The sequence below is a fragment of the Psychrobacter sp. S1-30-MNA-CIBAN-0213 genome (assembly GCF_040309845.1).
Classification (GTDB): domain Bacteria; phylum Pseudomonadota; class Gammaproteobacteria; order Pseudomonadales; family Moraxellaceae; genus Psychrobacter.
In genome coordinates this window covers 79,463-94,913 of the sequence record NZ_JBEOPE010000009.1, presented here as the reverse complement: position 1 = coordinate 94,913, position 15,451 = coordinate 79,463, and the positions used below count along the sequence as shown (strand labels likewise).

The 15,451-nt window shown below is 40.0% G+C and carries 12 protein-coding genes; 4 read left to right on the top strand and 8 right to left on the bottom strand.

What is annotated here, in order from left to right; translation table 11 throughout:
• Window positions 1-45: 45 nt before the first annotated feature.
• A complete protein-coding gene (gene truA, locus AAEY87_RS09930; RefSeq protein ID WP_350657051.1) occupies window positions 46-891 on the top strand; it encodes a tRNA pseudouridine(38-40) synthase TruA in 846 nt (281 codons plus the stop codon).
• Between the two features lie 296 nt (window positions 892-1,187).
• Window positions 1,188-1,409: a translation initiation factor IF-1 gene (gene infA / locus AAEY87_RS09925; protein ID WP_068036477.1), complete on the top strand. Its 222-nt coding sequence runs from the start codon at window positions 1,188-1,190 to the stop codon at window positions 1,407-1,409.
• A 494-nt stretch (window positions 1,410-1,903) separates the two neighbouring features.
• Here infA and AAEY87_RS09920 read toward each other — a convergent pair whose 3' ends face one another.
• From AAEY87_RS09920 to leuC, 5 genes are all read right to left on the bottom strand, one after another.
• Window positions 1,904-3,037, bottom strand: a complete 1,134-nt coding sequence (locus AAEY87_RS09920; RefSeq protein WP_350657050.1) for a L,D-transpeptidase family protein — start codon at window positions 3,035-3,037, stop codon at window positions 1,904-1,906.
• A gap of 435 nt (window positions 3,038-3,472) precedes the next feature.
• A complete protein-coding gene (leuB, locus tag AAEY87_RS09915; RefSeq protein ID WP_350657048.1) occupies window positions 3,473-4,576 on the bottom strand; it encodes a 3-isopropylmalate dehydrogenase in 1,104 nt (367 codons plus the stop codon).
• Between the two features lie 110 nt (window positions 4,577-4,686).
• Entirely contained in the window at window positions 4,687-5,397 is a 711-nt protein-coding gene (locus AAEY87_RS09910; RefSeq protein WP_068036484.1) for a hypothetical protein, read from the bottom strand.
• A gap of 136 nt (window positions 5,398-5,533) precedes the next feature.
• The gene (leuD, locus tag AAEY87_RS09905; protein WP_068036486.1) at window positions 5,534-6,184 is read right to left on the bottom strand and encodes a 3-isopropylmalate dehydratase small subunit; all 651 of its coding nucleotides are present in this window, start codon (window positions 6,182-6,184) and stop codon (window positions 5,534-5,536) included.
• A 135-nt stretch (window positions 6,185-6,319) separates the two neighbouring features.
• A complete protein-coding gene (leuC, locus tag AAEY87_RS09900; RefSeq protein WP_068036488.1) occupies window positions 6,320-7,738 on the bottom strand; it encodes a 3-isopropylmalate dehydratase large subunit in 1,419 nt (472 codons plus the stop codon).
• A gap of 319 nt (window positions 7,739-8,057) precedes the next feature.
• Between leuC and AAEY87_RS09895 the strand changes: the two genes are divergently transcribed.
• A complete protein-coding gene (locus AAEY87_RS09895) occupies window positions 8,058-8,930 on the top strand; it encodes a LysR family transcriptional regulator (protein ID WP_068036490.1) in 873 nt (290 codons plus the stop codon).
• Window positions 8,931-9,556: 626 nt separating this feature from the next.
• Window positions 9,557-11,059 carry a sodium/proline symporter PutP gene (gene putP / locus AAEY87_RS09890; RefSeq protein ID WP_068036492.1) on the top strand — a complete coding sequence of 501 codons (1,503 nt, stop codon included), beginning with the start codon at window positions 9,557-9,559 and terminating at the stop codon, window positions 11,057-11,059.
• 455 nt (window positions 11,060-11,514) lie between these two features.
• Here the strand turns inward: putP and AAEY87_RS09885 are convergent, their stop codons facing one another.
• The 3 genes from AAEY87_RS09885 to AAEY87_RS09875 form a co-directional block, all read right to left on the bottom strand.
• Window positions 11,515-12,948: an OmpP1/FadL family transporter gene (locus AAEY87_RS09885; protein WP_350657047.1), complete on the bottom strand. Its 1,434-nt coding sequence runs from the start codon at window positions 12,946-12,948 to the stop codon at window positions 11,515-11,517.
• A 407-nt stretch (window positions 12,949-13,355) separates the two neighbouring features.
• Window positions 13,356-14,741 (bottom strand): outer membrane protein transport protein, encoded by a 1,386-nt coding sequence (locus tag AAEY87_RS09880; protein ID WP_350657046.1) that lies wholly within the window; start codon window positions 14,739-14,741, stop codon window positions 13,356-13,358.
• Window positions 14,742-14,979: 238 nt separating this feature from the next.
• A complete protein-coding gene (locus AAEY87_RS09875) occupies window positions 14,980-15,258 on the bottom strand; it encodes a SlyX family protein (protein ID WP_350657045.1) in 279 nt (92 codons plus the stop codon).
• Window positions 15,259-15,451 lie beyond the last annotated feature (193 nt).

Below are 15,451 nucleotides of genomic sequence, written 5' to 3'. Positions count from 1 at the left end.
GCACCTGCCCCGAACACTACGCCTACTAGAGAAATTAAGAGATTAATGGAAGTTGAGAGACCAATGGAAGCTGAAAAACAAGACAACCCTACTTATAACTTGGCCATTGCCATCGAATTTTTAGGAACTAATTATCGGGGCTGGCAACGTCAAAAAGAGGTGCTTGGAGTACAAGAGGCGCTAGAGAAAGCCATTAGTACTGTTGCCAATGAATCTGTTGAAGTGGTCGCGGCAGGTCGTACTGATGCTGGCGTCCATGCCAGCAATATGATTGCGCATTTTATCACCCACGCTTACCGCCCGACTCATAATTGGCTACGCGGTGTTAACAGCCTATTGCCTGATGATATTGCCCTACGCTGGGTCCAACCTATGCCAGCAGACTTTCATGCCCGTTTTGGCGCTATTGCTCGACGTTATCGTTACATTACACTCAATCAAGCTGCACGTCCTGCCATACTCAATCATCAAGTCACCCATATTCACGAACCTCTAGATTTAGCGGCGATGCAGCTTGCAGCGGCTGATATTGCTGGGACTCATGATTTTAGTAGCTATCGTGCTGCAGCTTGCCAATCTAATCAGCCCATACGTACTGTCAGCCATGCCAAGCTTTTCGCCCATGGCGCATTTATCGTTTTTGACATTCAGGCGAATGGTTTTTTACATCATATGGTACGTAACCTAATGGGTACTTTATATGCGATTGGAAGACATGAGCTTGAGCCTACAGACTTCTTATCTATTTTAGAAAAAAAAGACCGCACCATCGCTCCACCTACTGCATCCGGTGACGGCCTATATTTTATTAACGCTTATTATCCTGAGCACTACCAGCAGCTGATGCCACAGGCCCCTCTTACCCCACTTTGGCTCAACCTGCCTGACTGAAAATAGGGCGTGTCCTCATTTTGATAATGATGATAAAAATGAGATAGATTTTTGTCAATCAAAGAAGATTTCGCAGAGAATATGAACATACTGTCTAGAAATTTTCAAAGAGTGACGAAAATATAGCCATTTTTAGCCCATTAGAGGTTCACTTGTTCAGATTGAAGACACGCCCTAGCTAGGATTGGCGAATATACATAACACTTACACAGTGTCAAGTAAAAACAATGTTTTGTTGCTTTAATATTGAAACTTACGTATAATATCGGCTTATTTTTCATTGATTGATACAAATTATGGCCAAAGACGATATTATTGAATTTGAAGGTGAAGTTATCGACACCCTTCCAAATACTTTGTTTAAAGTTCGTTTAGAAAACGGACACGAGATTATTGCTCATATCTCAGGAAAGATGCGTAAACACTATATTCGCATTTTAACTGGTGATAAAGTTAAAGTGGAAATGACACCTTATGACCTAACTAAAGGTCGCATTACTTATCGCGGCAAAAACTAATTTTTTTATAATGTCTTGTTCCTAAGACGACAGTTATTCGATTTTAAGTTATTAAACTGGTTATTGAATGGACTAGTTATTTGGTTGATATACAAAACTGAATGGTCTCCATAACAATAATAACAAAAACGACAAACTGTCCATTGCTATGACTTACAGCAGATAACTATCTACAAATAGCAGCTCGTTTAATAATTAACATTATTTTTGCAATATCTCTATTTCTGCAACGTCCCTATTCTTGCAACGTCTCGTTGTTTTACTTAATTTTGCATAAAAAAATACCGCTAATCTTCAGCGGTATTTTTATGTCTGGGTTTTCATTTTGTAACGTTAGCAATTCCTAGGGCTAATCATTTGCCTATATTTAAATCATTGCAAAATCTTCATCTCATTTTCAAAAATTGAAGTTAATGATAAAGAGATGCGTAAGCGTTACGGCTAGTAATTTTTACGCATCACTGATAGATTTAGCTCATTATTTAAAAGTGGTATTACTTGAACTCTACCGTCGCATCATTTTTGATTGTACCTAATAATGCTAAAGCGTCCCAATTGGTCAATCTTATACAGCCTGACGATGCTTGTCTGCTAATGCGCGCTGGATCTGGCGAGCCATGAATACCATATGAGGGTTTACTAAGCCCTATCCATACCACACCTACTGGATTATTAGGGCCAGGAGGGATAATAATTTGACTGCCATCATCTCCAGTATAAGTGTAGTTAGGTTCATGCACTTTGACTTCAACGGTATGTTTGCCTGATGGCGATGGTGTTGCCGTGCTACCTACTGTAGTTGGATAACTAGCAACCAAATTATTCTGCTCATCATAAGCATATAAAGTTTCAGTTGTTTTGTCAGCCACTACTCGACTTACGGGCTTAGTGTTTGGATTGCCAGGATTATAAACAGTGATACCCTCTCCGGCATTAAACTTGGCGTTTGGATTGAGTTCTTTAAGATACTTTTCACTCATATGGAATTTTTCTGCTAAGGCTTCGATAACGCTTTCGTAGTACATACCTTCAAGCTTAGCTTTGGCTTCTGCACCAGCAGGAATAGTGGTGGTTTTTAAATTTACATCAGCATCACTTAGCTTGTAGCTAACCAATACAGGTTGTGACATGAGCTTATTATTTTTAGTTAAAGCTTGCCATGTTTCTTCGTTGAGATTATTCGTCACCTTCAGACCACGAGACTTTTGAAACGCTTGCATGGCTTTGATGGAGTTCTTACCCCAATAGCCATCCACAGGTCCGACACTACTTTGATTCCAATTCAGCAAAGCCTGAAGCTTAGTGCTCATACTACGACTTACGTTTGCGCCTTTTTTCCAGCTGGAACTATTAACCTTCTGAGCAAACTTTGGCAGATTATTCGTTGTGTATTTGATAGTAGGTAGCAGCTTATTCAGCGAATTCGCAGTCTTACTATTCTCAGTAAGATTTTGGCTGACACCATTGGTGACCGGACTAGCATCAGTACTAGCAACCTTATTGGCAGTACTAATAGTATTAGTATTAGTATTAGTATTAGTATTTGCAGCAATACTTGGATTTATAAATAATACGGCAGATAACCCTAATGCCGCTATAGCAGAATTAATTTTTGTTATTTGATGCATGCTTCATTCCTCAACTGATTATTAATGAAATATTAAGATCACTATCTTATTTTTGTTTTTGACAATAACATTTAGCGAAATCATTACTAATTTGTTTCTAATTTTATTCTTTATAAAAGTATATTTCTACATACTATTTTAAAAGAGATAATGATGTCACAGGACCATTTTCTGATGTAACAGTTTTATGTTAACAAACATCTAATCTTATAGTTTCTATGTTAAAAATGGACTATATGTCAGAAATTTTCCCATAACACAGTGCAAAAAACCCAATAGATTATTATGCCGAATATTTATTCGATCATAAAAAACCCACAAACTGCTAGACAGCTTGTGGGCTTTATTCGACTTTAGCATGTATATAAATTATTTATAATCTAACCGATATAGTCAGCTTCAACTGTATCCGTCTAGTTTCCAAATAATGTGGGTTTATACTAGCTTCGCTAATACCGCCTCACCCATTTGCTTGCAACCAACTTGGATTAGCCCCGCCTCACTACTATCTAGAATATCAAGCGTACGCAGGCCATCATCAAGGACGTCACTGACTGCCTGTTCAATCGCTTGTGCTGCTGGTTCTTGTTTAAAAGTATAGCGCAGCATCATGGCGACAGAAAGTATCGTGGCTAATGGATTGGCTTTATCTTGTCCAGCAATGTCAGGTGCTGAGCCATGACAAGGCTCATACATACCCTTGCCGTTTTCATCAAGGCTAGCTGATGGCAGCATACCAATAGATCCTGTCAGCATAGCCGCTTCGTCAGATAAGATATCGCCGAACATGTTACCCGTCACCATGACATCGAACTGCTTAGGATCTTTAATCAGTTGCATACATGCATTGTCAGCATACATGTGCGATAACGCCACATCATTATAATCCGCTTGTTGCATCTCAATCATCGTCTGCTTCCACAGCTCAGTAACCTCTAGCACATTCGCTTTGTCTACTGAGCAGACTTTGGCTGCAGTACCTGCTGCTTGTGCACGCGTTTTTGCCAACTCAAAAGCGACCTTGCCAATACGTTGAATCTCACTAGTGCTATACACCATAGTGTTATAGCCTTGCTGCTCACCATTCTCTAGAGTACGAATACCACGTGGCTCACCAAAATAAATACCACCCGTTAGCTCACGGACAATGAGCAAATCTAAACCTGAGATAATCTCAGGTTTTATACTAGAAGCATTAGCCAGCTGCGGATAAAGTTTCGCGACACGCAAGTTGGCGAATAAACCAAGCTCACCACGAATTTTAAGCAGACCACGTTCAGGACGTTTACTGCGCTCTATAGCATCCCACTTAGGACCACCAACTGCTCCCAATAACACTGCGTCGGCTGCACGTGCACGACTAAGCGTTTCCTCTGGTAAAGGCTCACCAGTTACATCAACAGCTGCACCTCCAATCAATCCAGACTCAAGATTCAAATCTAGCGTAAATTTTTTATTGACGGCTTGCAGTACATTAATGGCTTGGGTCATAATCTCAGGACCAATGCCATCACCAGCTAATGTTAAAATCGTTGCCATACTAATCCTTGTTGGTAGGTAAAGTGGAAAAAGACAAGAGCAAAGTATTGCTTGATTTGATTCATGTTAGTGAGATATGACACTAAATTAATTATTCAAATGATACAATACTAAACCTTAGCCTTTGATTTTGTTGTTTGGTTTATAACGCTATTTTCTACAAACTCCCCCTGACTTTCAGTATTCATCTGTTTGCAAAACTGGCGCTTAATGCTATCGCCTTGGATAAGATCAATACATAAAGGATTAGGTGAAGCGGTGTCTAACAAACTGCCTGTATCTTGATTGGATTTTTTGCGATAAGCACGTAACAGATAAGTATCTGGCTGTACAAACTCATGAATCATCGCAAAGCGTTCAACATAACCGATATTATTTTCGGGATAAAAGTTTATATGCACTTCACGCTTTGCAGGCTTGACCCGTGCATAATAGTTAGTCATACCAGGCATGCCAGACGCGGATAAAGGTACGATCTTGACAGACTTTTGGCTCTTTAGCGGTGCTATTATGTTGCTTGATTTAGAGTTAACAATATTATCGTAGTCCACTTGCTCAACACTCAGCATGGCAGGATCTACTGGTTTGTGGGTATCTGGCGCAATGACTAAAGTTTGGTCGATTTGCATGATTTCACAATGATAGGTTCCTGCACAGGCAATGTTTACTTCACCAGCAATAGGCTCAATCTTACCTGCCCATCTCTCAGCATTTTCTGCTTTATCTATTTGCTGGTAGCCCGTCAATAATTGACAACCTGACAGTAGCAAGCTTGTTGCGACAGCTGCACTTGTAAATACAACAATACGTTTTTTATTCATAATGACGGCTACTATTTCATAGTGATAACAAATTACCTTTCATTCTAGCCATTTTGTTACCATAACTCAACGTTGTATTATTGACCAATCTACTTTTATTAAATGCTGCAGCTAAGTGCCCAATAAGATTCGTTGCTTATGCCTTGACTTCATTAAATATCCAAGGCGTCTGTTGCATCATTTTATTTTCATAATCCTTAATGGCATCGCTCTGCTGCAGAGTAAGACCAATATCATCTAGACCATTCAACAAACAATGCTTGCGAAACTCATCAATTTCAAATGGATATTCTTGTCCTACTGAATTGATAACGACTTGTCGCTCCAAGTCTGCAGTTAGCTCATAGCCTTCATTTTCCAAAGTCTCTTTCATCAACTTATCGACAATTGCTTCATCTAAAACAATAGGTAGCATGCCATTCTTAAAGCAGTTGTTATAAAAAATATCTGCAAAACTTGGGGCAATAACCGTACGAAAGCCATATTCAGATAATGCCCAAGGCGCATGCTCACGGCTAGAACCGCAACCAAAGTTTCTGCGTGACAGTAAAATAATTGCGCCTTGATAACGTGGCTTATTTAAGACAAAGTCTGGGTTAATAACGCGTGTGCTATTGTCTTGGCCCGGATAGCCTTCATCAAGATAACGCCAATCATCAAATAAATTGACGCCAAAGCCGGTACGTTTAATAGATTTCAAAAACTGTTTTGCGATAATTTGGTCGGTATCGACGTTTGCGCGATCAAGTGGGCAAACGATACCTGTTTGAGTATTATAAGCTTGCATAAAAATTTCCTATAAATGACATTTCTTATTTAGAAGTAAGTGGCTGTTTTAATTGGCGCTACTGAGTGGCGATTAAAAGCAACGCTATGCACGTATCCATAGAGAATTGACGCGCATTACACTAGCATATAGCAACTAAAACGTACGCACATCCACAAAGTGACCAGCCAATGCGGCGGCAGCGGCCATCGCAGGACTCACCAAATGCGTGCGTCCACCAGTGCCTTGACGACCTTCAAAGTTACGGTTGGACGTTGATGCACAATGCTCTTCTGGCTCAAGCTTATCGGCATTCATCGCAAGGCACATTGAACAACCCGGCTCACGCCATTCAAAACCTGCATCGGTAAACAAGGTATCCAAACCTTCTGCTTCTGCTTGCAGTTTTACTTGCCCAGATCCTGCCACCACGATAGCTTCTTTAATCGTATTTGCAACTTTACGACCTTTAATCACTGCCGCTGCATCACGCAAATCTTCGATACGTGAGTTGGTACAAGAACCAATAAAGATACGATCAAGCTGAATATCAGTGATTGGCTGCCCTGCTTGCAAGCCCATATACGTATAAGCGCGTAACCAGCCTTCTTGCTGCGACTCATCAGCCGCTTGATCAGGGGTTGGTACCGACTGAGTAATGTCAACGACCATTTCAGGTGAGGTGCCCCAAGATACTTGCGGTGCAATTTGACTACCGTCGATTTCAATAACTGTATCAAATACTGCATCATCGTCTGAATATAGTGTACGCCAGTAAGCTTCTGCTTGTTCCCACTGCTTATCCGTTGGTGCGTAAGGACGACCTTTAACATAATCAATCGTTATGTCATCTACAGCTACCATGCCCACGCGTGCGCCAGCTTCAATTGCCATATTACAGACAGTCATGCGCCCTTCCATGCTCATATCTTCAAACACTTGCCCTGCAAACTCAATTGCGTGGCCATTGCCACCAGCTGTACCAATCTGCGCAATAATGGCAAGTACCACATCTTTTGAGGTTACGCCAGTGCCAAGCTTACCATTGACCCGAATTTGCATGTTTTTCATTTTTTTGGTAATTAAACACTGGGTTGCAAGTACATGCTCAACCTCAGAAGTTCCGATACCATGCGCAAGACAACCAAGTGCACCATGAGTTGCCGTATGCGAATCACCACATACGACTGTCATACCTGGAAGCACCAGACCTTGTTCAGGACCAACCACATGCAAGATGCCTTGACGAGCATCATTAATGGTGAACTCAGCAATATCAAACTTAGCGCAGTTATCATCTAGAGTAACCACCTGCAAGCGTGAGACTTTATCTTTGATACCAGCCACACCCTCAAGACGCTCTTTACTCACTGTCGGTACGTTATGATCAGGGCTGGCAATGTTGGCCGAGAGTCGCCAAGGAGCGCGATTGGCAAGCTCTAAGCCTTCAAATGCTTGCGGACTAGTCACTTCATGCAATAGATGGCGGTCAATATAAATCAAGCTCGAACCATCATCACGCTTTGTGACTTCATGAGCATTCCAGAGTTTGTCGTATAACGTATGACCAGCCATATTGCTATCCTTTATTAATTGCCAATTACTTATTATGTATTTATCTCTGCCTATACTTCATAAATAGAGAGTTAATTATTGCAAATTCTTAGGGTTACCTATTTGTTCTTATACTTATTGCTCTTTACTGAAACAGTAATTTATAAAGCCATCAGAATAAAAATGTCAAAAAGTGTCCCAATGTCTTGTGATTATAGCAGCCTAATTCTATAATAATAATTGATGATTTTTATCTATTCACAAACTTTTATTTCTAATACATTATGAATAGGCAAGCCAACTTTTATTTATAGCTTATATCCAAGCTAAGGACATCGGTTTGAATACCACTAATTTGACGACGTTTGTGACCGTTATGCAAACAGGTAGCATATCAGGCGCAGCAGAGAAGCTGTTTATTACCCAGCCTGCTGTTAGCAAACGCATCAAAAATCTAGAAGATGAGTTTAAAATTACCTTATTTGATACCGTAGGTCGGGGTATTGTACCGACTCAAGCAGCCAGTGAAATGCTACCGCATGCGAAGCGCTGGCTAGAAGATTACGAGAATTTTAAGATAAACCTGCAACATTCTAAGCAAATCGTTTCTGGCAAATTAGTCATTGGTACCAGTCATCATATTGGCTTGCATCATCTTGCTCCAGTGTTAAAGGATTTTATCCAGAGTTATCCTGCGGTGCAGCTTGAAGTTCATTTCGTAGACTCAGAAGAAGCGCATAAAGCCGTCCTTGATGGCAATTTATCTCTGGCTTTTTTAACACTACCGCCTGTCTATGATAAGCGCCTCACCTATCATACCCTATGGTCAGACCCACTATATTTTATGACAGGTGCACTATCGCCTTTAGCGACGAAAACCAATGTAACCTTAGAGCAATTGGCACATTACCCTGCTATTTTACCTTCTGCTAACACCTTTACCAGTCAAATTACTCTAGCAGAGTTCGCCAAACATAATCTAAAACCCTATGCGACCATGAGTACAAATCCACTTGAGTCTATTCGCATGTTGGTATCCGTTGGACTTGGCTGGTCGGTATTGCCGCAAACCCTTATCAGCCAAGATCTAGAACGTATCAATATGGCTGATAATATCGAACTACAACGATATTTAGGGGTGGTCATTAATCCCAAACTAACGCGTTCTAGTAGCGTTGAAGCTTTATTAGAATTGCTTGCGCCTATTGACTGATAATAGGTATAGCTGACAGTAAAGATAGCAGATCAATTCGTGACATGAATCTAATCAATAGTTCGAAGTCTATATGCATAGGCGCTGTTCGCAATTATAATCTCTATACGTTATAATACGCACAGGTTTACTTTTATAACATATAGTTACCATAACAACACTGATACTCACTTACTGAATGGTTTGGGTAAGGTATGATGGCAAATGTAGCTATTTTTTTTTGCCAATCATCTATCTATGATAAGTAGATAGATGATTTAACTACCATCAGTAATAACGTTTAACAATGGTGCTTTATGTTTAATTTTTGCTGACTTCTGCATGTTATATTCTGTATAAGAGATATAGCCAAATTGCAGAATTGACAGTTTTAAATGATTGATTTTGTCCGTGATGATCAGTTAGAACTACTAACATTAGGTAATTTAATTGATTATTGATAACTTAATAAGTTATAGGTGAAAACAGCATCAATCATATAAAACTAGAAGTGAATACTGACTATAAGCAAAAAGCCATTTTGTTCTACTTAATGGCTTTTCTTGTCTTTGTAGATCGTATTTTAATCATAAGACTTTATAGTTAAATATAATTAAAACCAATACAGTTGGTTAAGGACAGTTTCTATGAATGGAATTTCTAGTGGTGTACTAATATCGCTTGGTGCCTATTTTTTGGTAATGATTGGGATTGGCATCTATGCCTACTTTAAACAAGCAAATGACACTGAAGGCTACATGCTTGGTGGGCGTAGCTTGGGCCCAGCAGTAACTGCTTTGTCAGCAGGTGCATCAGACATGTCAGGTTGGTTATTACTTGGCCTGCCCGGTTACATGTATGCTGATGGGGTCGTTAGTGTTTGGATTGCACTTGGTTTAACACTTGGCGCCCTGCTCAACTACATCATTGTCGCGCCGCGTCTTCGCGTTTATACCGAGGTCGCTGATAACGCAATTACTCTACCTGACTATTTCGCTAACCGCTTCGAAGACAAGTCGCACATGCTACGTGTCATATCAGCAGTGGTTATTATCTTATTTTTCACCGTCTATACTGCTGCAAGCTTAGTGGGTGGCGGTAAGCTTTTTGAAAGCTCACTTAACCTATCTTATAGTACTGGTCTTTGGGTTACCGCTGGCGTTGTTGTCGCTTACACCTTATTTGGTGGTTTCTTAGCGGTCTCAATGACTGACTTTGTGCAAGGTATCATCATGCTATTTGCGATGGTGATTGTACCTGTCGTTGCTTTCACCGATCTTGGTGGTATATCGGCGACTACTACAGCAGTAAGAAACATTGATCCAAGCCTGCTAGATATTACTAGTGGCATGAGTGTGATTGGTATTATCTCTTTGATGGCATGGGGTCTTGGCTATTTCGGTCAACCACATATCATTGTGCGTTTTATGGCAATACGTTCGGTTAAAGATGTACCAACCGCACGTAATATCGGTATGAGCTGGATGGTTGTGAGCTTGATTGGTGCATTGATGACTGGTTTTGCTGGTCGTGCTTATGTACAAAAAACAGCAATGACCCTAGATGATCCTGAAACTATCTTTCTAGTGTTTACACAGTTTTTATTCCATCCCCTAGTATCGGGCTTCTTATTAGCAGCTATCTTAGCAGCCATCATGAGTACTATCTCATCACAGCTGTTAGTAGTATCAAGCTCGCTAACTAAAGATGTCTATAAGTTATTCTTTGATAAAGATGCACCAGAAGCTCGCCAAGTATTGGTCGGCCGACTATCAGTAGTCGCTGTAGCTGTGGTATCAATCTTACTCGCATCTGATCCGGACAGCTCGGTACTAAAGCTAGTGTCTAATGCTTGGGCAGGTTTTGGTGCGGCATTTGGACCACTAGTTATTATTAGTCTAATGTGGAAAGGTATGAACCGTAACGGTGCTGTTGCAGGCATGGTCGTTGGTGCGTTGACCGTTATCCTATGGATTTATGGTGGCTTCACTCTAGCTGACGGTACTGAACTTGGTAGCTGGTTATTCGCGATTGTCCCAGGCTTTATATTAAGTACGATTGCTATCGTCGTAGTCAGTATGGCTACTGGCGGTCCTAAACCTTCTGTTATTGCGAAGTTTGAAGAAATGGAACTTAACTTAGATAAGTAAGCTATCGACATATTTTGTTGTTATCACAACTCTCGTTACTATCATGGTAGCGAGGGTTTTTTATTGGCTTTTTTTACTGTCTGATGATTTATATCTGCATTAGCTCAGCGATCATTTAGGGCGTGTCATCAATTTGAGTAGCAGGGAAAATGAGTGTAACTATAGTCAATTCATTTTAATCACAGATATAGTGTAGCTATGATGAGTTTACCCAGCCTATGATAGGCTTACTCACAGCAAGCAAAAAAGCTTTTATCAGCTAAACTTATAACCCTTATTGTCGCTACCTCCAAGTTTACAATGAGAGACTGAATCTACGCGATTTACATTGCCTTAAACCTGCTATAACACTCATACCCTTTATCTTTCTCTTAATTAAAATAATAAAAAAGCGACCCATCATGGATCGCTTTTTTATTTTTTTGAAAGTCAGTTACTAGCAAATAAAGAAATTATTAGTAATCTTGATAAGAAAGCTTCACACCAACAATGTATCCATCATTATCTTGGAAATCAGCAACGATTTTTTCACTTGGCAATTGACCTTGTGCATCACCGAACCATAGGTATTTGCCACCCGCTGAGACTGCCCAGTTTTCAGTGACGTTGTACTTAGCACCAAGACCAACACTGTAATAGCCATCGATAGGACCTAGTGAAGTCGTTGGATCACCAGCTCCGCTATCCCAGCCAACTGTACCACTCACAGCAAGTGCTGGTGCTAAACGCTTAGCCAGACCCAATTCTACCTGCCATTGGTCATCCTCATACTCGACCAAATTTAAACCATCAGGACCATAACTACGCTGACTAACTTGGTTATATAGTGGTGGTGTAATTACAAAATCACTCCAAGGTACCCAGCGTACTTTTGCTGTTGCTAAAGTCGTTGGGTTGATACCTGTTTGAAAATCAAAGTTTACTGATTCGGGAGTAGTAATCTCGTAAGTACTGCTTTGAGTAGCAGCAGCTGGATTACCTGCTAACGTTCCTGCTAGAGGATAAGTCTCAGATATCTGTATATCATGATCAATCTCAGAACGATAAGTCAACGCCGCTTTTAAAGCAATTTCAGGTTTGCTATATGACATACCAGCGATCCAACCATAATCCATATCAGGATTGCTGTTTGATGTGTAACCAGTAGCAGGACCATAAGCCAATCCACGTAACTTCACTTGAGCTTGAATACGCTGAGCGACTGGACCACCATACACTTGGAATTCTTTATTGGCGCCAAATTTAGCCCCTAGTAAAGCCGTTAAGTTTTCACTACGTACTTCAACGTTAGTATTTTCACCAGCCGTACTAAACTCTCCATTTACAATACCAACTGCTGGAGCCAACGCTGCCAATGCACCTTGCTGCTGTGGCGTCAAAGTACCACCCTGTGCCAATATACCTTGAAGAGCAGTGACTGTACCTTGTGCCTGAGCAAAACTAGTAACTCCAAGCGGTGAACCTGGACCAATAGCACCTCCAGAAATAGCCGTAATAGTAGCCTCACGGTTGTCTCCATCCTGAGCTACAAAGTTGCCCTCAGTGTATTCAGCAGCGGCACCAAACGGCTCATCGTATATAACACCTACACTAAAAGTATCATTAATATCAGCTTTTACGCCATAACGGAAGAAATCATAAGATTCAGCAATATCGCCAGTATCACCGCCTTCGACATAAGTATTACTAGTAGGTATAACGTTAGCACTATCTTTACCACTGACATCAGCATCAATATAAGTATAAACAGCCTCAGCATAAGTACCATCTTGGAAGAATGCGGTGACATCTTGACCAGAACGATCAAGACCAGCAGCATTAGATAAACTAGCTACAGAAATTGTTGCGATTGCTACCGCGAGTGTTTTCAAGTGAAAAGTATTGCGCATTGTGTATCTCCAAACATCCTCGTTGTTTTACCGTTACCATAATTAGCCAGTGATAATATTTACCACGTTATGCTCGTTATTTAAACGGTCTCCTAATTTGAATAGTAATGGCTTTCTCACACTAAGACAACACTTAAAGTGCTTTATTTCTCTAATATGACTGGACAGTTCTTAATTATAACCATATCTTTAATCAATCGTAGCTAAGGGTTATATATAAATCTAGCTCTATTAAATCGACTTCTTAATATCAATAATATGCTAACAGCAGGATTTCTTTATTTACCTTTTTTACTTAGATTTATCTACAAAAAAAGCGACCCCTTATGGATCGCTTTTTTATAGCTTAAAATAATAGAAATGCAGTTAAGAACTTTTACGTCAGTATAAGTCTGAATATACTCAGATTATTGAGCTTGATAAGAGACTTTAACACCCAGTATGTAACCGTCATTATCTTCAAAGTTGCTAACGATGTTTTGAGTTGGGGTTTTGCCTTTTGCATTACCGAACCATAAATATTTGCCACCTGCTGAAACTGCCCAGTTCTCAGTAACGTTATATTTAGCACCAAGGCCTGCACTATAGTAGCCTTCGATAGGACCTAATGACGTTACCGGATTACCAGCACCACTATCCCAACCGATATTACCTATAACCGCTAATGCTGGCGTTAGACGTTTGGCTAAACCAAGCTCGACAACCCATTGATCATCATCATAGCTGACTAGCGGTAGACCATCAGGATATCTGGCTTTACTAACTGCTGTATATAATGGTGGTACGATATTAAAATCGCTCCATGGTACATAGCGTACTTTTGCAGTGGCTAGTGTCGTTGGGTTAACACCAGTTTGGAAATCAAAGTTCACAGATTCAGGGGTAGTAATATCGATGCTACTACCCATTTCAAGACCAACTGCTGGATACTGCTCATGGATAGGTATGCTGTGGTCAATCTCAGAACGATAAGTCAATGCTGCTTTTAAGGCAATTTCTGGTTTGCTATATGATAATCCAGCTAACCAGCCATAATCTTTACCAGAACTAAGATGAGCGGTATAGCCCGTAGCAGGACCATAGGCAAGACCGCGTAGCTTTACATCAGCTTGGATTTGCTGTGCAACGGGACCACCATAGACTTGGAAGTTTTTATTGACACCAAAGTTCATACCTAAAATACCAGTAATACTTTCACTGCGTACTTCAACGTTAGTACCTTCACCTTTACTATTAAGTTCTGCTTGGGTAGCACCTAAAGCAACATCTACCTCTCTTTTTTGTTTTGTCAGAGCTGCTTTCAATTCTGGATCTGTTGTACGATCAATTTCACCTTGTAAAAAAGCTTGTGCACCTAATGCTTCGGTCACATTGGCAAATTTTCCGCTAGAAACAGAGTTAATAGTCGCACTTGTATCACCTTTTGCAACAAAATTATTATCACCACTATAGTCAGCGGCTGCACCAAAAGGCTCATCATATAAAATACCAACGCTAAAAGTATCGTTAATATCCGCTTTTACACCATAACGGAAAAAGTCATATGACTCAGCGATGTCATCAATTTTTTTATCTTGTTGATAACCGTTGTTATCATCACCGATATAAGCATTATCATGCCCACTAACTTTAGCATCAATATAAGTATAACTGGCTTCTGCGTACAGGCCGTCTTGTAAGAATGCAGTGATATCTTGCCCTGAGCGATCAAGACCAGCGGCGTTACCTATACTAGCAACAGAAAAGGCTGCAATAGCTACTACAAGTGTTTTTAAATGAAAATTAGGGCCCATTATATTTCTCCAAACGTCCTCATTGTCATACCTTCCTGATAATCATCATTATGCAGGTGGTATCCTCGGTGAAGGATGTTAATGTCTTTTGAACGTTAAGACAACAAAAAATATATATTATTTCTCGTTTATGACCGTTTGGTCACAGAATAATAGGTATATCTATTTATAGAGATATAGTTGAGTTAATTAAAAAGTTACCAAAAACCAAGATAAATAATAGGTAATTTCCTCAAATTTAATAATGTGGCGGTCTATCTGCTATTACATCAAAGGGCGCAATACCATCGTCAGCACTTTGACTTTCCACTTGCTTGTATACCAGCTTTAGCTGACGCTGCAGTGTATGAATATGTTTGTCTTGGCGAGTAACCACTTCATCAAGACGCTCTATTGTTAATTCAAGATGAGCCATACTCATTTGTAGTTCAACCATTTGTGTGTATAGCTCAGAATGGTCTGATATCCTATCTTTTTGGCTTGTACTGTCTTCTGTATTTTCTAATGCGGTATTCATACTTTTCTCAATGTCATGACTATTTATAGTATAGGTCTCATATTATAGGTCATTTATAGTTAACGAGGGGTTAGTCATGATGATTGTTACTAATAAGATGATAGTGCTAAAGTGAAAATTACCTCATTTATATTCGTACTTTAACCATAATAGACATGATAAAAAATCTTTGCTCACGCTAAAGTCGTGTGGC